Origin of the sequence: Candidatus Methanoperedens sp. (assembly GCA_027460525.1) — an archaeon.
In the GTDB taxonomy this organism is placed as follows: Archaea; Halobacteriota; Methanosarcinia; order Methanosarcinales; family Methanoperedenaceae; genus Methanoperedens.
In genome coordinates this window covers 42,724-61,241 of the sequence record JAPZAS010000014.1, presented here as the reverse complement: position 1 = coordinate 61,241, position 18,518 = coordinate 42,724, and the positions used below count along the sequence as shown (strand labels likewise).

24 protein-coding genes and 1 pseudogene are annotated in these 18,518 nt (G+C 45.4%); 3 read left to right on the top strand and 22 right to left on the bottom strand.

Going from position 1 to position 18,518, the window contains the following annotated elements; genetic code table 11:
- Positions 1 to 8: 8 nt before the first annotated feature.
- From O8C68_04290 to eno, 17 genes and pseudogenes are all read right to left on the bottom strand, one after another.
- Positions 9 to 953 carry an alpha/beta hydrolase gene (locus O8C68_04290; GenBank protein ID MCZ7395021.1) on the bottom strand — a complete coding sequence of 315 codons (945 nt, stop codon included), beginning with the start codon at positions 951 to 953 and terminating at the stop codon, positions 9 to 11.
- 19 nt (positions 954 to 972) lie between these two features.
- Positions 973 to 1,449, bottom strand: a complete 477-nt coding sequence (locus tag O8C68_04285) for an NAD(P)H-dependent oxidoreductase (GenBank protein ID MCZ7395020.1) — start codon at positions 1,447 to 1,449, stop codon at positions 973 to 975.
- A gap of 98 nt (positions 1,450 to 1,547) precedes the next feature.
- Complete coding sequence (locus O8C68_04280; protein MCZ7395019.1) at positions 1,548 to 1,868, bottom strand: nucleotidyltransferase domain-containing protein; 321 nt, start codon at positions 1,866 to 1,868, stop codon at positions 1,548 to 1,550.
- A 644-nt stretch (positions 1,869 to 2,512) separates the two neighbouring features.
- A complete protein-coding gene (locus tag O8C68_04275; protein MCZ7395018.1) occupies positions 2,513 to 2,911 on the bottom strand; it encodes a HEPN domain-containing protein in 399 nt (132 codons plus the stop codon).
- On the bottom strand, positions 2,908 to 3,240 hold the full coding sequence (locus O8C68_04270; GenBank protein MCZ7395017.1) for a nucleotidyltransferase domain-containing protein: 333 nt from the start codon (positions 3,238 to 3,240) through the stop codon (positions 2,908 to 2,910). The genes O8C68_04275 and O8C68_04270 overlap by 4 nt, the downstream gene beginning before the upstream one ends.
- A gap of 50 nt (positions 3,241 to 3,290) precedes the next feature.
- A complete protein-coding gene (locus tag O8C68_04265; GenBank protein ID MCZ7395016.1) occupies positions 3,291 to 3,788 on the bottom strand; it encodes a ferredoxin:glutaredoxin reductase in 498 nt (165 codons plus the stop codon).
- A complete protein-coding gene (locus O8C68_04260) occupies positions 3,785 to 4,039 on the bottom strand; it encodes a glutaredoxin family protein (protein ID MCZ7395015.1) in 255 nt (84 codons plus the stop codon). The genes O8C68_04265 and O8C68_04260 overlap by 4 nt, the downstream gene beginning before the upstream one ends.
- Positions 4,036 to 4,995, bottom strand: coding sequence for a thiamine pyrophosphate-dependent enzyme (locus O8C68_04255; GenBank protein ID MCZ7395014.1), 960 nt, complete (start codon positions 4,993 to 4,995; stop codon positions 4,036 to 4,038). The genes O8C68_04260 and O8C68_04255 overlap by 4 nt, the downstream gene beginning before the upstream one ends.
- Positions 4,992 to 6,176 (bottom strand): pyruvate ferredoxin oxidoreductase, encoded by a 1,185-nt coding sequence (gene porA, locus O8C68_04250; GenBank protein ID MCZ7395013.1) that lies wholly within the window; start codon positions 6,174 to 6,176, stop codon positions 4,992 to 4,994. The genes O8C68_04255 and porA overlap by 4 nt, the downstream gene beginning before the upstream one ends.
- Positions 6,176 to 6,463 (bottom strand): 4Fe-4S binding protein, encoded by a 288-nt coding sequence (locus O8C68_04245; GenBank protein ID MCZ7395012.1) that lies wholly within the window; start codon positions 6,461 to 6,463, stop codon positions 6,176 to 6,178. Before O8C68_04245 ends, porA begins: the two co-directional genes overlap by 1 nt.
- Before the next feature lie 75 nt (positions 6,464 to 6,538).
- A pseudogene (locus O8C68_04240) lies at positions 6,539 to 7,075 on the bottom strand (pyruvate ferredoxin oxidoreductase subunit gamma).
- Positions 7,076 to 7,079: 4 nt separating this feature from the next.
- A complete protein-coding gene (locus O8C68_04235; GenBank protein MCZ7395011.1) occupies positions 7,080 to 7,301 on the bottom strand; it encodes a DUF2180 family protein in 222 nt (73 codons plus the stop codon).
- 6 nt (positions 7,302 to 7,307) lie between these two features.
- Entirely contained in the window at positions 7,308 to 7,520 is a 213-nt protein-coding gene (locus O8C68_04230; protein ID MCZ7395010.1) for a DUF2180 family protein, read from the bottom strand.
- Between the two features lies 1 nt (position 7,521).
- On the bottom strand, positions 7,522 to 8,211 hold the full coding sequence (gene mcrC / locus O8C68_04225; protein ID MCZ7395009.1) for a methyl-coenzyme M reductase I operon protein C: 690 nt from the start codon (positions 8,209 to 8,211) through the stop codon (positions 7,522 to 7,524).
- A 1-nt stretch (position 8,212) separates the two neighbouring features.
- On the bottom strand, positions 8,213 to 8,632 hold the full coding sequence (locus O8C68_04220; GenBank protein MCZ7395008.1) for a ferritin-like domain-containing protein: 420 nt from the start codon (positions 8,630 to 8,632) through the stop codon (positions 8,213 to 8,215).
- A 61-nt stretch (positions 8,633 to 8,693) separates the two neighbouring features.
- Complete coding sequence (locus O8C68_04215; GenBank protein ID MCZ7395007.1) at positions 8,694 to 9,089, bottom strand: carboxymuconolactone decarboxylase family protein; 396 nt, start codon at positions 9,087 to 9,089, stop codon at positions 8,694 to 8,696.
- Positions 9,090 to 9,157: 68 nt separating this feature from the next.
- Positions 9,158 to 10,405 (bottom strand): phosphopyruvate hydratase, encoded by a 1,248-nt coding sequence (eno, locus tag O8C68_04210; GenBank protein MCZ7395006.1) that lies wholly within the window; start codon positions 10,403 to 10,405, stop codon positions 9,158 to 9,160.
- A 238-nt stretch (positions 10,406 to 10,643) separates the two neighbouring features.
- On the opposite strand from eno, the gene O8C68_04205 reads away from it, so the two are divergent.
- Positions 10,644 to 12,089: a hypothetical protein gene (locus tag O8C68_04205; GenBank protein ID MCZ7395005.1), complete on the top strand. Its 1,446-nt coding sequence runs from the start codon at positions 10,644 to 10,646 to the stop codon at positions 12,087 to 12,089.
- Between the two features lie 64 nt (positions 12,090 to 12,153).
- On the opposite strand, the gene O8C68_04200 is transcribed toward O8C68_04205, so the two are convergent.
- A complete protein-coding gene (locus O8C68_04200) occupies positions 12,154 to 13,431 on the bottom strand; it encodes an amidohydrolase family protein (protein MCZ7395004.1) in 1,278 nt (425 codons plus the stop codon).
- Between the two features lie 107 nt (positions 13,432 to 13,538).
- Here O8C68_04200 and purH point away from each other — a divergent pair, with 107 nt between their 5' ends.
- Complete coding sequence (purH, locus tag O8C68_04195) at positions 13,539 to 15,143, top strand: bifunctional phosphoribosylaminoimidazolecarboxamide formyltransferase/IMP cyclohydrolase (GenBank protein MCZ7395003.1); 1,605 nt, start codon at positions 13,539 to 13,541, stop codon at positions 15,141 to 15,143.
- Between the two features lie 14 nt (positions 15,144 to 15,157).
- Here the strand turns inward: purH and O8C68_04190 are convergent, their stop codons facing one another.
- From O8C68_04190 to O8C68_04175, 4 genes are all read right to left on the bottom strand, one after another.
- The gene (locus tag O8C68_04190) at positions 15,158 to 15,493 is read right to left on the bottom strand and encodes a type II toxin-antitoxin system VapC family toxin (protein MCZ7395002.1); all 336 of its coding nucleotides are present in this window, start codon (positions 15,491 to 15,493) and stop codon (positions 15,158 to 15,160) included.
- A gap of 90 nt (positions 15,494 to 15,583) precedes the next feature.
- Positions 15,584 to 15,793: a hypothetical protein gene (locus O8C68_04185; protein ID MCZ7395001.1), complete on the bottom strand. Its 210-nt coding sequence runs from the start codon at positions 15,791 to 15,793 to the stop codon at positions 15,584 to 15,586.
- Positions 15,794 to 15,951: 158 nt separating this feature from the next.
- Positions 15,952 to 16,980 carry an aspartate-semialdehyde dehydrogenase gene (gene asd, locus O8C68_04180; protein ID MCZ7395000.1) on the bottom strand — a complete coding sequence of 343 codons (1,029 nt, stop codon included), beginning with the start codon at positions 16,978 to 16,980 and terminating at the stop codon, positions 15,952 to 15,954.
- Between the two features lie 37 nt (positions 16,981 to 17,017).
- Positions 17,018 to 17,191: a 4Fe-4S binding protein gene (locus O8C68_04175; GenBank protein ID MCZ7394999.1), complete on the bottom strand. Its 174-nt coding sequence runs from the start codon at positions 17,189 to 17,191 to the stop codon at positions 17,018 to 17,020.
- 100 nt (positions 17,192 to 17,291) lie between these two features.
- Between O8C68_04175 and O8C68_04170 the strand changes: the two genes are divergently transcribed.
- Positions 17,292 to 18,509 carry an aminotransferase class I/II-fold pyridoxal phosphate-dependent enzyme gene (locus tag O8C68_04170; protein ID MCZ7394998.1) on the top strand — a complete coding sequence of 406 codons (1,218 nt, stop codon included), beginning with the start codon at positions 17,292 to 17,294 and terminating at the stop codon, positions 18,507 to 18,509.
- The last annotated feature ends 9 nt before the right edge of the window (positions 18,510 to 18,518 follow it).

The following is an 18,518-nucleotide window of genomic DNA, read 5'->3' as shown; positions in this document are numbered from 1 at the left end:
AATCGAAACTATCCAAGCATCTGCCTTATTTCGTTCTCAATAGGCTCTCTCATGCCCTCGCTGAAGCCGTGTGTTCCAGTTGTTACGTTATAAAACTGTTTCGGCTCTTTTGCCTTTTCAAAGGTTTTTTTTGCAAGGTCAATAGGGATAATATTATCATTGTCCGAATGCAGCATCACGAGTTTGCGCGGGGGGAGAAAGCCAAGATAGGTATCGGGGTCTATGGAACGGTAAAACCTGATAAGAGTTTCATCATTTATACCTGCAGTCTGCGATTCCGTGTCATAACCGCTTGTGCTGATGCCGATAACGCCCTCGATTTCGGGGTCAATCGCTGCTGCGATAATAGCGAAGCGCCCGCCGTTGCTTTCTCCGATAATAGCGATCCTCTTAGCTTCGATCCTCGAATCCTGCTTCAAAACATCCACTGAACGCAGGGCATCAAACACCATCTTATGCTCTATGGGCTCTTCTCCAGCTTTGAATAACTCGTAATCGTATTGGGGATTCACACCACCGCGGTTGCGCTGCTCTATGCCGAGGCTTGCATATCCGAGATTGGAAAGAAGCTCAGCCAGCCCCTGTGTTCCTTCCTTCGGAACTGTGGCGCCGGGAAGAATAACAACGGCAGGCATTTTTTTGTCGGAGGATGGGATGCGAAGGAGTCCCTCTACTGTATAATCCTTGCTTGCAAAAGATATGGTTTCAAGGGTGTAGTTGCTTCCCTTGGTGGTATTAAGCACTTTGACATCAACTTTACCCCGGTTTTCAGGATACGAAAGAATACCATCCTTGCTCACAGTCCACGTATCACTTCCCTGTGCGAAGAGAAAATAAACAACAGCCAGAAGTAAAATGGCGCCAATGATGGCAATAAGAATTTTTAATTTTATCCCTGATTTTTTCTCGATTTCCTTTGATTTTGTCTTCGGCTGACGCTTTTTTGAGTTCATTTTTATAGCAAATCTGCGTTCATTTTTTCATTAATTGTTCGGCAAGCTCAGCCACTCTTTTCCCAAGCGCCCTTCCTTCTTTCAACCCGACCTCGTCAGAGCCAGCGGCGCCGTAGTGCCCGCCAGTCTCGAAAGGGTCGCCCACCACTACAAGCCCGGCTATGAGCATTGCCTGGAGAATCGAGATGAGCGTTGTCTCCTTTCCTCCTGTCCTGTGGGCGCCTGTGGCAAATGCTGCGCCCACTTTATTGAAGAGCTTTCTCCTCACCACAACTGATTCGTCAAAGAATTTTTTGAGTTCGGCAGCCATCATGCCATAATAGACCGGAGAGCCTGCTATGATGCCGTCATAGTTGGGAAGTTCATTGATATCAACTTCATCTACCGATTTTAGTGTTGGAGCTCCTCTGCCTTCGCGCACGCCCTCTGCGACTGCTCTTGCGAGCTTTTCCGTGTTGCCTGAACGGGAGTAATAGACTATTAGGATTTCGGACATAATCGATTGAAGTATTTGAAAATCAATAAAGATTTCGATATTTACGTTGTGATCTTTTTATAGCATCTCTTTCTTCTCCAAGTAGCCAACTATCTCTTTCATGCAGGGATGCCTTCTCTATGTATATTTAACAATAGAGGACTTTTAACGGTCATGTACTTTTTTTCAGATACGGGATACACGGATATCAGGGCATTGTACTTCAGTTGAAGGTCTGTGATTATGTCTATCATCCTGTCGATTTCTTTTCCAGGGCGAACCATTCCTTCAAGAATTACAACGAGGTCGATATCGGAATGTTCTTTTGCCATGCCTCTTGCCCATGAGCCGTAAAGGATGATATTTTTTAATCTTTTTCCATATAATTTTTGGACTCTGACTTTGAATTCTTCTATGATTGGTTTGATATTCGCTTGCATGGCTATTTATATATTAGTCGTTAAAGATTTAATGTTAACTCTTAACGATGCGCAGTCATGTAAGTTTACACGTGAACATCGGCGCCGCCTGCTTTTGCAGGTCGGCTGGATTGCCATTTTGGGCAAAAATTGTATTCTCTTTTGTGTCTCCTGTGGTCTTTGGTCCTCAGCTAATGTTATTGTATAATTGAAGGACTGCCCCCATGTTCACGCTAATCAGAAGAGTCTACGGTGCGCACGTCCTGCATACTTGCTTGTTAAACTGGCTGCGATCCTTTGAACAGCAGAAGTTGCCACATATCGAGCAAGTTATTAGATAGTCGGTGGCCCCACATATGTGACAACGGTTAATGCAGTTGCCGTCGCAGGTAACGCTGAACTCCTGTCCACAACTGCCGCATGTTCCAGACAGCGTAGTAGGACCGGAAAAACCTCCAGGAACATGACCACAGTCCCCTATGTAAGCGCTACAATTGGGACAATACATACTCTTTGACATCGTTTATCCTCCTTCATTTAATTCTCACTTCATCTCAAACCTCTCAAACCTCTCCTTCTTCGCCCTGCAAATCGGACAAAGATCAGGCGGCTCTTCCCTTGCGCAGAGATAGCCGCACACCGTACACGTATAAACCTGAACCACTTTATCCCTCCCCCTCGGATTCCAGCTTTCCTAACATAAAATCCCTGGCAATAGAAGCAATCTTAAAACACTCTTTAGCCTCTGCCACCGAAGGGATGTAAAACTCATCAGGATACCTGATTTCTACCGCATAAAACGAAAGGTTTCCCACATTTAAATTTTCAAAATCTGGGTCATGTGCTTTACAGAGTTCCAGCAAAAACTCAAGATTATGTGTCTTTCCAAATTCTATGTTTTTTGAGGCGAGATATGCTTTAAATAATTTTTCAACAGCTTGCTGGCAGTGAAAACATACAGCATCCGTAACCATTTCGTCATCAGATTGAGCAAGTTCGTGTCCTGCTATTTTAAAATCGTTTTTCGCTTTTATAATCCACTTCTGGATATAATCGTCATTCATAACGCAACGCCCTCTTTTAAGGCGTTCTTCACAATGCTGCCAGGCTTATCTCTTAAAAATTGAACCTCAACGTCCGATTTTATTATCACATCCACATCAAACCCTGATTTTGCCAGATATTCCCTTATTTTTTTAGACAGGCTCATTTTCTCTTTAATTTCAACTGTCCTGTCCGTTATTATGAGAATATCGTAATCGCTGAATCGAGTAAAGTCCTTTCGTGCTCTGGAACCAAAAAGAATTATTTTCTTTGCCGAATATCCTATATTCTGTAATATTTCAAAAATCTGCTTTTTTATAATCCCTTCAGCACTTTTTATCTCTTTCATATTCCTGTACTTATTTAGAGAGTATTGGACATATATATCTGCGCATGCGCCTACCCCATCTCAAACTTCTCGAACATCTCCTTCTTCGCCCTGCAAATCGGACAAAGATCAGGCGGCTCTTCCCTTGCGCAGAGATAGCCGCACACCGTACACCTGTAAACCTGCTCCATTTCTTTTCCTCCTGCTCCTTTCTGTTCTATTATACTCGGATAACCTTTCAAATAATACTCCTGCGGGCGCCGCTCCGGAATAGGTTCATGCTTCTTCTTCCCGCTTATCCAGTCATCGCTCACATAAAGCACGCAAAGGCAGCAGCCGAACTCCTCAACATCCGCATCTCGATAGTTGCACGGGCAGATTATATCCATGTCATCAGCCAGCACGCCGCTTGCCATGCGGCAGGGACACGACATATAGCCATAGCGGTGCTCGTTATCCCACAGCCCATGGAGGATGTCGTCAAGTTCCTCCTTTACCGGATTGAACTGGTAGCCTTCCTCTTCAGCGATTTTCTTCATCTCGGCGAACATTTCGGCAACGGTTCTCATAACCCCAGCGCCTCTCTCAACTTATCCTCATAGAACCCCACGATTACTTTCTTTCCCACCACTATGGTCGGAAACCTCAAACCCCCGCTGAGTTTCATCACTTCCTGGCGAACTTCTTCTTTTTCCTTACCGTTTAATCTATCCACATCCACATAGTCATAATCAATCCCATGTTCTTTTAAAAAGCGCTTTGTTGCACTGCAATGCATGCAGGTGCTCAGCGTGTAGAGTTTTGGTTTTATCTTCTTCATGGTCCATGCATCTCTCTGTGTTCCTCTGTAACAGCATGATGCTCCTCAGGCATCTCGATTTCGCATACCTCAGGAGCGCCTTTTTCCTTGTAATGCAGGTTCCATTTCCTGCACACCCACGTCTGGAGCGTCTTTATATCCTCCTCGTTCATGTGTCGGAAACGCCCCTGCATCATCAGGTATTCCCTCACTCTTTTCATTTTTCCTGGCTTGTAGGTAATTCTTTTCTCACCGTTCTCGACCTCGTACAGGGTCCACATCCCGCTCTCCACAGCCAGTTTTGTTACTTCCACGGTCTTTGCCGGGTCCATCTTCCAGCCCGGGATGCATGGGGTGAACATGTGAAGAAAGCGGAAGCCTTTGATATCTTTTGCCTTCTCCACTTTCCTTATGAAATCAAGAGGATGACCGATGGATAGCGTTGCATAATAAGGTATCTCATGCGCTACCACGATGTCGCCGAGGTTTTTCTTAAAGCGGCGGTTTCCCTGTGACATCTTTCCCACTGGCGTGGTGGTCGTCCATGCCCCGAAGGGCGTGCCTCCGCTTCGCTGTATCCCTGTGTTCATGTACGCCTCGTTATCGAGGCAGATATAAAGGATATCATCATTGCGCTCTGCTGCTCCTGACATGCTCTGCAAACCTATGTCGTACGTCCCGCCGTCCCCGGCAAACCCGACAGCAATGACCTTTTTTCCTTTTTTCTCGAATGCCGCCTGCATGCCTGTCAGGCATGCCCCGGTGTTTTCAAATGCCGTGTGGAAAAAAGGCACTTTCCACGCTCCGTACGGGAATGTGGTGCCAAAAACCACGGCGCAGCTTGCCGGTACATAAACAGCTGTATCTTTTCCCAGTATCCTTATCGCATTCCTGATGGACATCGCAACCCCGCATCCAGGACATGCGGTATGTCCTGCCGTGAACAAATTATCATCGGGTAAATCTTTGAGCCTCATACAGCCTCACCCCTCGTGTTATGCCAGTTCACTGCCTTCACTTTTTCGCCCTTTGCTGCTTTCAGTATTATCTCGAACATTTTTATTATCTGCTCTCTGGTCACATCCCTTCCCCCCAGACCTGCGAGATGATTGACCACAGGCATTGTCGCGCCATAGAGCGCCGAGCGAATCTCGTTGTAGGCTGGTCCACCGCCGTGGTAGGATATTGAACGGTCAAAAACCCCGACTGCACTTACGCCCGATAATACTTTCCTCAATTCCTCTGCTGGAAATGGTCTGAAGAATCGAAGCTTGACAAGACCCACTTTTTTTCCCTCTCCACGCAATTCGTCCACAACTTCCCGCGCCGTACTTGTAACAGTGCCCATGGTTATCAATGCAGCCTCAGCATCCTCCATCCGATACGTATCTATCAATCCGCCGTAATTTCTTCCAAAGAGTCGAGCAAATTCATCATTAACATCCTGGATGACGCTCCTGGCTGATTCCACAGCACCTGCAGTCTGCCGCCGCATTTCCATTATGTACTCTGCGGGCATGAAAATCCCTATCATCGCAGGTCTTGATGGGTCAAGAATAATATCTGGCGTATAAGGCGGCAGGAAGGAATCTACATCCTGCTGCTTCGGAACTTCCACTGGTTCGACCGTGTGTGTGAGTACAAAACCGTCAAGGCACGGCATTACCGGAAGCAGGACGCGCCTATCCTCAGAAATCCTGTAAGACTGGATAACCATGTCAAGCGCTTCCTGGTTATCTTCCACATATACCTGAAGCCATCCTGAGTCCCTTACACCCATGGAGTCATTATACTCGCACCATATACCGGGAGGAGCTCCAAGCGTCCGGCTGGCATTTACCATGACTATTGGAAGGCGAAGCGGCGCGGTTGCATAGAGCATCTCGTACATGAACGCCAATCCTTGGGATGAGGTTGCCGTAAATACCCTTGCACCTGCTGCTGATGCGGCGGCGGCTGCGCTCATCACACTGTGCTCCGACTCCATTGTAAGGAACTTGGCATCCATTTCCCCGTCGTTCACAAAATCCGCAATGTGTTCGATGATAAGCGTCTGCGGAGTAATCGGATACGCTGGCACCACCTCAACGCGGCAGAGTTTTGCGCCTATTGCAGCCGCATGGTCTCCGGTGATTACTTTCACACTTTCTGGATTCATCAAACCCTTGCCCTCACCATTTTTATTGCATCCACGGGGCATTCGTTGGCACATATGCCACAGCCCTTGCAGTAGTCGTAATTGGTCAACAGGTCTCCCCTGTCTGATATGCGCACGATGGTACCTTCGGGGCAATAGAACCAGCATAATAGGCACATGGTGCATTTATCCCTGTCGCGCACAGGACGGAAGGTTGCCCATCCCGACACCTTATTCTCAATGAAACTGCCCGGTCCTATCAGACCTGCCTCTGTTTTTCCCTCAACGAGGGCGCCGCCGATTGGCATTTGCTGATATGCGGGGAGCCACTGCTTCCTGGGTTCAAGCTTCTTTATCCCCTTACTTTTCCCGATAACGGTTTTCTCATAAGCAGTCCTCGCTGCAAGAGCATTTCTTTCCCCCACGTTCTTACCGAGTTTCTCACCGAATCTTCTGCGGATAGCCTCCTCCAGGGATTCAAGCTTAACAACCCCTGTGGCTTTTGCGAATGCCCCGAGGATTGCCGTATTGGTAATCGGGGCTTTTAAAATCTCGAGTGCCACAGAGGTTGCATTCACAGTCGCTGTTCTTATTTCCTTTCCAAGGTCAATATCCTCAGGTTTTTCTTTCGAGTTTATAACCGCTGCCCCATCTGGTTTTAACCCCGACACCACATCGATGGTATCGAGAAGCGAATCGTCAAGCACAACCACGCAGTCGGGTGCATAGACCTGTGTCTTGCTGTATATCTTTTTGGCGTCTATCCTGGTAAAGGCAAGAACAGGGGCGCCCCTTCTTTCGGCTCCAAAAAATGGAAATGCAACAGCATAATTCCCTTCTATTACGGCTGCCTCAGCAAGTGTCTGGGCAGCCATAACCGCACCCTGACCCCCCCTGCCGTGAAAGCGTATTTCGTACACACTATTACTCACATGCTCCGGGCATCAGGATATTGCCGCATTCGCGGCATACGAACCTCGGAAGACCTTTCTTAAGCATCTTTACAGGTGCAGGGTATCCTCCCGTCCATATCGGAAGGTCAACCCTGTGGGCATGTTCCATACAGAGCCCTTTGCCGCACATTATGCACAGGGCAACGGCTTCTTCAGCGGATTCATGTTCAGCGCATTCGTAACATTTCAACATAAAATATCACCAGTTCTCCTTTAAAGCTTCATGGCACGGCGGGCACATTATCCTTCTCAGGTTCTCTATGTCTTTCTCAAGTCTTACAGGGTAATCACCCTTCCAGACCGGGGTTGTTTCATAGATTGCATGTTCCATGCACACACCCATTCCGCATACTATACAGGCTGCCACCGCATCCTCATCCTTTCCCATTTTAGCACATATATAACATTTCAAATCATTCACCTTCTTCCATATTAGCCATAAGCCCTTCACTTATCAGTAGATCGCTTCTGACCGCATGAGCCTCTTCTGCCATCTGACCCAGTATATACCGTATCTCCTTAGCCAGTTCATTGAGTTTAATCCTTGAACATGTTTCACCCCTGGTTATGCCGCTCACGATCGCAACCACAGTACCTTCGGTTTCAGGGGTTTTTGGTTTTATTATTTTAGTCTTTATGCCGGCTTTTGCGAAATCCTCAAAATCAATAGGGTATTCGCAGGCGATGACTGCGGGTATATTGATATACTTCAGGATTTTCTTTGTTTTCAAAAGTATGTGAGAATTGACATTTCCCATATGCAATAACACAAGCCTGTGCCTTGCTATCTGTTCTATTTCCTTTGCAGATATACCGAAGGAAGAGCCGTAGCCTCTTGAAACCGTGGAGCTTCCGACTTCATCCATCGGGACGCCTGCCCCTGCCTCGAGCACAAGAACGCTTACCTGTACTCCTTCCCTGCGCAGTCCCTGTGTAATCTCGCATACGGGCTTTGTAATATGGCGCCTGCCCGGCGTCATGGCAATTGCAACCACATCGGGTCTTGCTGCTTCCGAAAGGGTTCCGCGCTGGGCAAGACCCCCTCCGCGCCCGAGCCCCATCGCCTCCCTGCAATCCACTAACTGGGTCTCTCTTCCAAACATGTTATTTTCTTATTCCAAGCGTGGTCTCCCACGTATCGGCATGTCCCTCTTCTTCTGAGAGGATTTCTTCCAGCATGAGCCTCGTGGTAGGGTCGCCCTCTTCAGCCGCCAGCTTGATATGTTCCTTGTATTGTTTGATTGCCCCGTTCTCTTTTGCGAGGTCGTCCTGAATCATCTTCTTTAAGTCACCGCCTTCCACTATCATGGATGGCTTCTTTGTGGGTACTCCGCCAAGGTAATTGATGCGCTCACCCAGCTTTTCAGCATGTTTCATTTCGTCCTTTGCTGTGTTTTCGAATATGTCAAGGATTTCCGGGCTCTCCATCCCTTCTCCCTCATAATGATGCTTCATGTATTGTATTATGGCGCTCAATTCATCTTCGCGGTCTTTGTTCAATGCGTCTATTATTTTGTTGCTCATAACTCCTCCTTAAGTTTCATTGATGAATCAATGAACACAAAACTATTTTAACCTTTTTAGTTTATCTCGGTCTTCTTCCAGGTACGCAGCCATGCCCGCCCACACCTTCTTTACCCTGTAACATGTTAAGGGCTTTTCTGCATGCAGCTACGCCAGGTGCTCCGGATGTGATGAAAATTACATTCATTGTTTCCATTATCTCTTCCTTCGTGGCACCGTGGTTAAGCGCACTCCTCAACTGGGATTCGCAGCAAGGCTCGCACCTCTGTGCAGCCATAACAGCCAGGGACATCAGTACCTTTACTTTTGCTGAAAGTGCACCGTCTTCCTGTATGCCGTCATCGCATTTTTTGTAATGGTCGAACATTTCGGGGTTCATTTCACCCATCATGTTCATGATCTCCGGCGTAAATCCCATTTTATCGTCTATGCTTTTGATTACTTTCTTGGGTTCCATATTTTGTTTCTCCCTGTATTATCATTGCTTATCATTTGATTTAATCCTTTTCCTGAAATTGAAAGAACTCAAAGCTGAATATATCTTGCCGCTTTCCCAAGTTCTTCTTCTATCCTCAGCAGTTGATTGTACTTAGCATTGCGCTCGCTTCGTGCAGGCGCTCCTGTCTTTATCATCTCGGCGCCGAGAGCAACTGAAATATCCGCAATTGAAGTATCCTCGGTCTCTGCTGACCTGTGGCTGACGACCACTTTGAACCTGTTCTTCTGCGCCAGCCTTGCAGCGTCAAAAGCCTCGGATAACGTGCCTATCTGGTTGACCTTCAGCAGCAGCGCATTCGCAGCGTTTATCTTTATGCCTTTTTCAAGCCGCTTTACATTTGTCACAAAGAGGTCATCGCCCACGATTATCCTGTCCTTAAGTTTTTTTGTCAATGCCGCAAAATCATCGAACGCCTCTTCATGGAACGGGTCTTCGATGGAAAGGATGGGATAGGTCTTGACAAGGTCGGCATAATAATCCGCAAGTTCATCGTTTGACAATGTTTTTCCGTCTATACTGTATTTATCCTTCTTGAAGAACTCGGAAGCTGCCGCATCCAAACCAATGGTGATTTTTTTATCGTATCCTGTTTCTTCAATGGCATAGATGAGGGAATCAAGTGCGTCCTTTGTATTCTTAAGTGGCGGGGCATAACCCCCTTCGTACCCCACGTTGACAGCAGAAGTACCGTATTTTTTCGAAAGCACGGTGCCGAGCATGTGGTATGTCTCAACCCCCATGCGCAGGGCGTCTGAGTATGTCTTTGCCCCAACTGGCTGGATCATGAATTCCTGTATTGCAAGCTCGTTGCCTGCATGTTTTCCCCCGTTTATCACGTTCATTGTCGGGCATGGAAGTGTGAATGTGTTCGTGCCGCCCAGGTAGCGGTAAAGAGAAAGCCCGAGCGAATCCGCTGCCGCATGTGCTACCGAAAGTGAGACCCCGAGAATTGCGTTTGCGCCAAGCCGTGATTTATTCTGGGTTCCATCGAGTTCAAGCATGAGTCTGTCTATATCGCGCTGGTTTCGAGCGTCCATGCCAAGAAGGGCTTTTTTTATTTCTGTATTGACATTGTTTACCGCTATCTTTACGCCTTTTCCATGATACCGTTTGTCTTTATCCCTCAGCTCAAGCGCCTCGTTTGTCCCTGTGGATGCCCCCGAGGGTACGCTTGCTCTCCCGAATCCGATTTCTGTAAAAACATCGACTTCGACTGTGGGGTTTCCCCGTGAATCAAGTATTTCCCGCGCATGGATGTTTTCGATTGCGAACAATGAATATCACCTGTTGAACTGAATGGTTATGGTTGTACTTAATTTTAATTACTTCCTCATGTTAAAATGCGGAATTATCCCAACAGGATGACAGGAAAGACTATTTTGCAGAAAACTGGAAGGTTCATCTTAAAGGTTGCATAATTCGTCTTAAAAATAGGTATATATAGACTGCACTGCATATTATTGGGTTAAGTGCAATTAAAATCAGTAATGCAACAAATTGGATAGAAACTATATGGAAAGCGGCTTCTCGTGGGCTGGATTCATCGAAAGCGTAAATTTGTTCGCGTCTATCATAGTAGTTTTTGGTATTCCTTTTACTGTTTTATCGTTATATAAACGACAACTTCGCAGTATTTTTTCAACAGTATGCAGGTCCCCTGCTCCTGAAGTGGCTAAATATAATGAAGTGCATGACAAGATATTTTCTTACTATACGCTTGATAGTAGTCTATTCGTTATAGATATACAATATTTATCAGAATCTATTGAGAAATTGTATAATAATAAAATAAAATTTGATATGTTTGGGGAACATAATTATAAATTCCCATTGATTTGCGAGGAATGGTGGTTAAAGAGCAAATGCCCAAATCTGCTAATTAAAAATTGTGGGCTAGAAAAAGAAAACAACGGCAAACTGTCTGAGGGTTCGCTGTCGGATGATAAGCTTAAAATGTCTACAAATTTTTTAAATTTATTTCAGATAGAAAATTATCCAGATTTTTTGGGTTCTATTAGTAATAAGGAAATGTGGAACGGTAGGACATTCGACCTGTGCAAAATTGATCCAAAACCAGAAATAAAAGCATTAGAGCTTCATTTTATTCTTGGGCGTTATTTCAACTATGTCAAATACTATGACCTTATCGCAAAGGAACTTTATTTTCATCTTTATATTAAAAGATCTGAAAAATTTTTAATATGGCTATTAAAGCCTCTGTTATTAAAATTTAGGGTTCGGGAGTCTCTGCTCAAAGAGCAAATTTTCGAGTTTAAAGGACGACCTGTTAAGCTTGGCATTAATGTTTTTGTGCTCATGAAAAAGGATGAAAATAAATACTGCACTTTCATTCAAAAACGAGGAGAATTACAGGTTGAACAGCCGGGTTTTTATAGTGTAGCTCCAGCAGGAGCATTTCAGCCTTTGAGTGATTTTCATGAAAAGATTATTGAGGAACAATGCCACTTTCAATATACTGTTTTAAGAGAATTCTTAGAAGAAGTTTATGACCTTGAAGAAGCTGATTGGAAAAATAGGAGTGCAGACCCTTTTAATATATTCAGATTAGAAAAACGGAAAAATTTTACTCCAGGTAAATACCTACTAACCGATGAGGAAATAAAAAATAGGGATATTCCATCTAAAAAGGATAATATATATGAAATTATTCCTACAGGTTTTTTAATTGATTTGGTAACTTTAAAACCAGAATTAACCGTGTTATTGCTCATAAAGGATATTGAGGTCTATAGGAAGAGTAAAGAGATCATTGAAGGAAAAGAAAACATCGAAGGAAACTGGGAAGGACATGTCCTAGAATTTGATATAGAATCGGACGATTTTGCAGAATTTTTAAATAAAAATCTCAATATTAACAATTTTTCTCCCGCTGGAGCAGTTGCACTGGCTGAAGGTCTCCATTACTATTTTACAACAATTAAGAAATCAGATACATAATGATTTAACTTTCACCTGAGAAAGAGCTTGTCTCGTTCCATGCCTTCTGCATCCGCTTAAATTTTTATTCAGCAAAATCTCTGATATTTATTAACATTGCATTAATAGCATCCTCGATTATTTTTTCCTCATCAAGCACTTTTATCTCATAATCTTCCATCAATATTTTTCCGTCAACTATCGTTGTTTTTACATCGCATCCCGAAGCGCCGTGAACAAGAGCCGAAATCAGATTCGAAGATGTAAACTGGGGTTTTTTAATATCAACAATAATAACATCTGCCAGATATCCGGGCGCAAGCGCTCCTGCGTTTATCCCCATCGCCCGCGCGCCGTTCACGGTCGCCATCTCAAGCACTTTTGATACTGGCATCGCAGCGGGGTCTTTGACCTTGTGAAGCAACGACGCCATCCGCATTTCCTTCCACATATCAAGACTCCCGCTTGACGCTGCGCTGTCAGTGCCAAGCGCTACGTTTATGCCTCGCTCAAGCATCTTCTGCACAGGCGCAATGCCGACGCCAAGAGCCATGTTGCTTGTCGGGCAGTGGACGACATTGACATTTTTGCCTTTCAAGATACCAATATCGTCATCCGACAGCCAGACGCAGTGTGCAGCAAGAACGTCTGAACCGAGGAAATCAATGCTGTCGAGAAATTTTATGGAGCACATCCCGTATCGCTTTTTCATTAAATTCAACTCATCTTCTGTTTCAAGCACATGGATATGAATCCCTACCATATCCTTTCTCGCCTTTTCCCTGACTTTAATCAAAAACTCTCTTGAACATGATAACGCTGAATGCGGCGCGTACATGGTCGTAATCCTGCTCAATCCTGCGCCGCTCCATTTTCTCACAAAATCCGCCCTGCTCTTTAGTTTTGTCTCTGAATCCTCGTTCCGCCCTTCAATCATCCCGTATCCTAATGAGGCTCTCATACCTGTTTCTTCCACTACCTGCGCTACCTCATCCATATGGATATACATGTCTGCAAAGGATGTCGTGCCTGTCTTAATCATCTCAAGCACGCCAAGATATGCGCCAGCCCTTACATCTTTGGGACTCAGTTTCGCCTCTGCTCTCTGAATCTTTTTTGTCCATTCCTCATAAGCAAGGTCGTCAGCAACTCCCCGGAAAAGAGTCATGGGGAGATGGGTATGGGCATTGATAAGACCTGGCATGACGGCGCAGCCTTTTGCATCAATCACTTCCTGTGCTCTCTCTTTCGTACCCTTCCCCACGAAAGTTATTAAACCGCTCTCTACTGCTATCACCCCGCCATCGATAATCCCGCCGTTCATGGTGAGCACTCTGCCGCCTTTGATTATCAGGTCTGCCATGAAATAGTAGTAGGCTGAGGATATAAAATAAGGTTTCTAAAAATCGAGCTTCAATAGATTAGAAAAACTTATACCTTCCTTTTTCTATTGAGGTAAGGTGATAAATTCTGCCCAAGAAAGCTTTAATAAGCGTTTCTGACAAAAACGGAATAATTGATTTTGCAACAGGGCTCATTCGTCTTGGTTTTGAGATAGTTTCCACAGGCGGGACATCCAGGGTTTTGAAAAATGCAGGCATAAAAGTAAAAGATGTAAGTGAGATAACAGGATTCCCGGAGATGATGGAGGGCAGGGTAAAGACGCTTCATCCCAGAATTCACGGCGCCATTCTCGCACTTCGGGAAAATCCATCACACATGAAGGAAGCAGCAGAGCAGGGCATCGAACTCATCGATATCGTGGTCGTGAACCTCTATCCATTTGAGGAAACAATAGCCGAGGGAGGCAGTCTCGACGATGCCATCGAAAATATAGATATAGGAGGACCTGCTCTCGTGAGGGCTGCAGCAAAAAATTACAGGCATGTGGCTGTAATAACCGACCCTCTTGATTATCCTTCGATTCTAAAAGAACTTGAACACGGTGAAATAAGCCTGGAAACAAGAGAGCATCTTGCGGTCAAGGCATTTCGCAGGATAGCGGATTATGACTGTGCAATTGACACGTACCTGAGCCGCAAGCTCGTCAGCGAAGATATCCTGCGCCTGAAATTCGTGGAGGGAAGAACGCTGAGGTACGGGGAGAACTGGCATCAGAGTGCCAAATTCTATAAAGAGCCCGATGTTAGCGAACCTTCTGTTGCAAATGCAAAGCAACTGCATGGAAAGGCGCTGTCGTACAACAATTACCTGGATGCTGAGAGCGCGTTGAACGTGGCTCTTGAATTTAAAGATAGTATTTCCGTCGTTGTAGTCAAACACTGTAACCCCTGCGGGTTTGCAACAGGGAAAACACTCACCGGGGCACTTTCGAGAGCATGGGAAGGCGACCCGATGTCATCGTTCGGCAGCATAATATGCATGACGCGCAAACCCGACCTTGCGACTGTGGAATTCCTGAAGGGCAAGTTCGTGGAAATGATAATGGCTCCAGGCTATGATGAGGATGCGCTTTTCTTCCTTAAGAACAAGAGCAAAGACCTCCGAATCCTTGAACTCTCCATGGAGAACGGTGTGCCGCTTGAGAATACGTACCATTATATCGTTGGAGGAATGCTTGTGCAGTCAAGGAACAGGGGAATGTATGAGAAATGGGATGTGGTCACTGAGCTTCCATTCCCTGAGGAGAAAAGAGGGCTGGCTGAGTTTACGCTTACTATCTGCAAATACACGAAATCCAACGCTGTGGTTATTGCATGGGAGTATGAAAAGGGATTTTACCAGATACTCGCAATTGGAGCAGGTCAGCCGAACAGGGTGGATGCGATACGTAAACTCGCTGCAACAAAAGCTGTTGAGAATCTGAAAATGCTGTACATGCGGGAAAAACCTGACATGAGCGAGCAGGAGTATATTAAAAGCATCATGAGTGAATGCGTTCTTGCAAGCGATGCCTTCTTTCCCTTCGATGACAGCATCATTTACTCAGCAGAGAACCACATAAGGTACATAGTGTCGCCAGGAGGTTCGATAAGGGATAAGGAAGTGATCGATGCCGCGAACAGGCTCGGGGTTTCACTTGTGTTCACAGGGATGAGACATTTCCTGCATTGAATAAATTGACAGAATCAGGTTAGCTCTTCTACATCCACCGCATTCAGATTTCTTTTTCTGGCAACGCCGATCAACTTTTTGTCTGCTGCATAAAATATATCTGCGTTTGATTTCATTGCGGTTACAAGATGGAGAGAATCCGCCGCAGATAAATGCTCGGATGAAATGTATTCCCATGACATTTTGACGAGGTTTGTATCAATGTCAACAATTTTTAAATTTTTATTATCAAGCATCTCAAACATATCTGTAAAAATAGCACCTAAGACGTTATTATATTCTTCTTTATTTAATTCGTGGCGCATGAAATGCCGGTCTATTGTGTTTATGGTCTCGCTTATTGTCCCCATTTTTTGCGCTCTCAAAAACTGAATGAACCAACTCACTGCCTGACTCATCGTGATATTCTTTTACATAAGCGCTGGTGTCGATGTATATGTTCATTCACTTCTCAATTCTGCAACAGTGTCACTGAGCTTTCCGGATATTTTTGAGTTTAAAATACCACGAGCAGTTTCTTTCGGAAATCTTCCGTATTTTATGAGCATTTCGCTTAGAGCATCTTTAATGATATCTTCCTCTTTTTTTATTAATCCAAGTTTATGTAAACCTTCCAATAATGTACCTTCTACTGCTGCTATTCCTGTCATGTTTACGACCTCACCGGTATGTTAATAATTGCGCGGTATTTTATATATTATCTGTGCTTATTTATAACCCTATATGCGCCTCTTTATTGCTGTGCGCTGTCTGTAAAATTGATTATCATGAGAATGAAAAAATAAAGCACTGCTGACTTGGTTTTATTTTAAAGCTTCCCTTTCTTTCTAAGAAGCTCAGCATTCAGCACACTTGCCCCTGCTGCGCCTCTTATGGTATTATGCCCCATGCAGATGTAGCGTATCCCGGGGCGGATTCGTCCAACTGAAACTGTCATCCCGCCGCCAAGATTCCTGTCCATTCGCGGCTGGGGTCTATCTTTTTCTTCCTTAACCTCGATTACAGGGTTGGGTTCTGTAGGTAAATCGGACAAACCCGGGTCAAACTTAAGGAAGGCGTCTTTAACATCTTCAGGCGAAGGAGCGTCTGCCATTTCTACCCAGACAGCTTCGGTATGCCCATCCATTACCATTACCCGGTTGCAGCTTGCGCTTACAGCAAACGGCGCATCAATCACCTCGCTCCCATTAAATTCACCCAGAAGCTTCCTGGTCTCGGTCTCCACTTTTTCCTCTTCCTGACCGATATATGGAATCACGTTATCCAGGATCGCCATCGAGGGTACGCCATCGTATCCTGCTCCTGAGATTGCCTGCATAGAAGCTATATAGATTTTTTCAATCCCGAACCTCATGAGCGGCTTCAGTGTCACAGTCATCATAATAGTTGTGCAGTTGGGATTCGTGACCACATAGCCATCCCATTTGCGCCTGTCCTGCTGGACATCTATCAGACCGAGGTGCTCGGGGTTCACCTCAGGGATGACAAGCGGTATGTCTTTCACCATCCGCAAAGCGCTGGCATTGCTTGCTACCACAAAACCTGCTTTGGCAAACTCTGGCTCAACGGTTTTGGCAAGGTCGGCGGGGAGAGCGGAGAAAACGATGTCAGCATCCACTTTCTTCGGGTCGACGGGCACCACAGTCATATCAGCAGCATCTTGCGGGATTTTACTTTCAAGCCTCCAGCTCGCTGCATCGCCGTATCTCTTGCCTGCACTCCTGTCTGAGGCTGCCAGCGACGTTAATTCAAACCAGGGGTGATTGCTCAGAAGCTCTATGAATCTCTGACCTACATTTCCTGTTGCACCGAGTACTCCTGCCCTTATTTTTGACATAGATTGTTTCAGTTTTTATGTTCTGGTTTACTATTGATTATTCTACCTTGATCGCACTGTTCGGGCATGCGTCAACGCATGTACCGCAGTCCGTGCACTCCACCTCATCCACTTTTGCTTTTTCGTTTTTCAGTTCTATTGCGTTTGCAGGGCACTCGTCTACGCATATTCCGCATCCTGTGCATTCTTCGGTATTTACTTTTGCTACCATTTTTGTCACCTTTTGCCTACCATTGGATAAGTGAAATATAAAAGTAACGGTTTACGGTGGATTATTCGATGCTGTTTAGAACATATATCCCCTCATTATCATGACCCCTTTATTTCCACTGGAGGAAGTAGCCACAGAAGTTAAATATATACCAAAGTCTTTTGATACGTCCATGTTATCCCACCGTGTAGATCATTTTGTAGAGTCGGTAATTCGCGACATGACACGCCTCTCATTAAAGCATGATGCCATCAACCTTGCCCAGGGTTTTCCTGATTTTCCTGCCCCTGAGGAGCTAAAGCGCGCCGCAGCTTCTGCAATCATGGAAGATTACAACCAGTATTCCATTACCTGGGGCGCAAAAGACCTGCGATGGGAGATTTCCCGAAAAGCCCGCGAATATAACAGAATAGAGGCAGACCCTGAGAGCGAGGTAACGGTAACCTGCGGCTCGACCGAAGCCATGATGGCTTCCATGCTTGCCATAATAAACGAAGGCGATGAGGTCGTGGTATTCGAGCCGTTTTATGAGAACTACGGACCCGACGCTGCAGTCTCAGGTGCAGTCCCCAGTTTTGTACCCTTAAACGGGGATTACAGTATCGATGAAGATGCCCTTACTTCCGCTTTTAATAAAAAGACGCGCGCTCTCATCCTTAATACCCCGAATAATCCCTGCGGCAGAGTTTTTACGAAAAACGAGTTAAAGTTGATTGCAGACCTCTGTGTTGACTTTGATGTTATTGCAGTGACAGATGAGATTTACGAGCATATCCTGTACGACAACAGAGAGCATGTCAGCATCGGTTCTCTTGACGATATGAAGGACAGGACTATTACCATAAGCGGATTCTCAAAGACGTACAGCGTCACAGGATGGCGCATCGGCTATGCGCTTGCAGAAAAAACTCTGACATCTGGGATAAGGAAGGTGCATGATTTCCTCACCGTTGGAGCGCCTGCGCCGCTTCAGCATGCATGCGTCACTGCACTTAGGTTCCCGGATTCCTATTACAAAGAGCTTGCAAAAATGTACGACGGAAAAAGAAAACTTCTCTATAAGGCTTTAATAAAGGCAGGATTCGCTTGCAGCATGCCTGAAGGGGCATACTACATACTGGCTGATATTCCGCAGGGCATTGAGATGGATGATGTAGCTTTTGCAAGATACATGGTGAGCGAAGTTGGAGTGGCAGCTGTTCCGGGAAGCAGTTTTTACAGGAGCGAGGCGGGAAAGCATAAGCTTCGTTTTACGTTCTCGAAAAAGGATGAGACGTTGATGGAGGCGGCGCGAAGGCTTGAGGGTTTAAGTATTTAAAAAGTTATT

Coding starts and splice junctions, on each gene's coding strand:
- O8C68_04220 (MCZ7395008.1), bottom strand. CDS start 8,632: ATGAGCAACAAAATAATAGACGCATTGAACAAAGACCGCGAAGATGAA.
- O8C68_04255 (MCZ7395014.1), bottom strand. CDS start 4,995: ATGAGGCTCAAAGATTTACCCGATGATAATTTGTTCACGGCAGGACAT.
- O8C68_04265 (MCZ7395016.1), bottom strand. CDS start 3,788: ATGAGAACCGTTGCCGAAATGTTCGCCGAGATGAAGAAAATCGCTGAA.
- O8C68_04285 (MCZ7395020.1), bottom strand. CDS start 1,449: ATGTCCGAAATCCTAATAGTCTATTACTCCCGTTCAGGCAACACGGAA.
- O8C68_04245 (MCZ7395012.1), bottom strand. CDS start 6,463: ATGCCAATCGGCGGCGCCCTCGTTGAGGGAAAAACAGAGGCAGGTCTG.
- O8C68_04215 (MCZ7395007.1), bottom strand. CDS start 9,089: ATGGAACCCAAGAAAGTAATCAAAAGCATAGACGATAAAATGGGATTT.
- O8C68_04275 (MCZ7395018.1), bottom strand. CDS start 2,911: ATGAATGACGATTATATCCAGAAGTGGATTATAAAAGCGAAAAACGAT.
- O8C68_04290 (MCZ7395021.1), bottom strand. CDS start 953: ATGAACTCAAAAAAGCGTCAGCCGAAGACAAAATCAAAGGAAATCGAG.
- O8C68_04200 (MCZ7395004.1), bottom strand. CDS start 13,431: ATGGCAGACCTGATAATCAAAGGCGGCAGAGTGCTCACCATGAACGGC.
- asd (MCZ7395000.1), bottom strand. CDS start 16,980: ATGTCAAAAATAAGGGCAGGAGTACTCGGTGCAACAGGAAATGTAGGT.
- O8C68_04270 (MCZ7395017.1), bottom strand. CDS start 3,240: ATGAAAGAGATAAAAAGTGCTGAAGGGATTATAAAAAAGCAGATTTTT.
- O8C68_04175 (MCZ7394999.1), bottom strand. CDS start 17,191: ATGGTAGCAAAAGTAAATACCGAAGAATGCACAGGATGCGGAATATGC.
- porA (MCZ7395013.1), bottom strand. CDS start 6,176: ATGAATCCAGAAAGTGTGAAAGTAATCACCGGAGACCATGCGGCTGCA.
- O8C68_04185 (MCZ7395001.1), bottom strand. CDS start 15,793: ATGACAGGAATAGCAGCAGTAGAAGGTACATTATTGGAAGGTTTACAT.
- O8C68_04260 (MCZ7395015.1), bottom strand. CDS start 4,039: ATGAAGAAGATAAAACCAAAACTCTACACGCTGAGCACCTGCATGCAT.
- O8C68_04205 (MCZ7395005.1), top strand. CDS start 10,644: ATGGAAAGCGGCTTCTCGTGGGCTGGATTCATCGAAAGCGTAAATTTG.
- O8C68_04280 (MCZ7395019.1), bottom strand. CDS start 1,868: ATGCAAGCGAATATCAAACCAATCATAGAAGAATTCAAAGTCAGAGTC.
- mcrC (MCZ7395009.1), bottom strand. CDS start 8,211: ATGTTTGGAAGAGAGACCCAGTTAGTGGATTGCAGGGAGGCGATGGGG.
- O8C68_04235 (MCZ7395011.1), bottom strand. CDS start 7,301: ATGTTGAAATGTTACGAATGCGCTGAACATGAATCCGCTGAAGAAGCC.
- O8C68_04190 (MCZ7395002.1), bottom strand. CDS start 15,493: ATGGGGACAATAAGCGAGACCATAAACACAATAGACCGGCATTTCATG.
- O8C68_04170 (MCZ7394998.1), top strand. CDS start 17,292: ATGACCCCTTTATTTCCACTGGAGGAAGTAGCCACAGAAGTTAAATAT.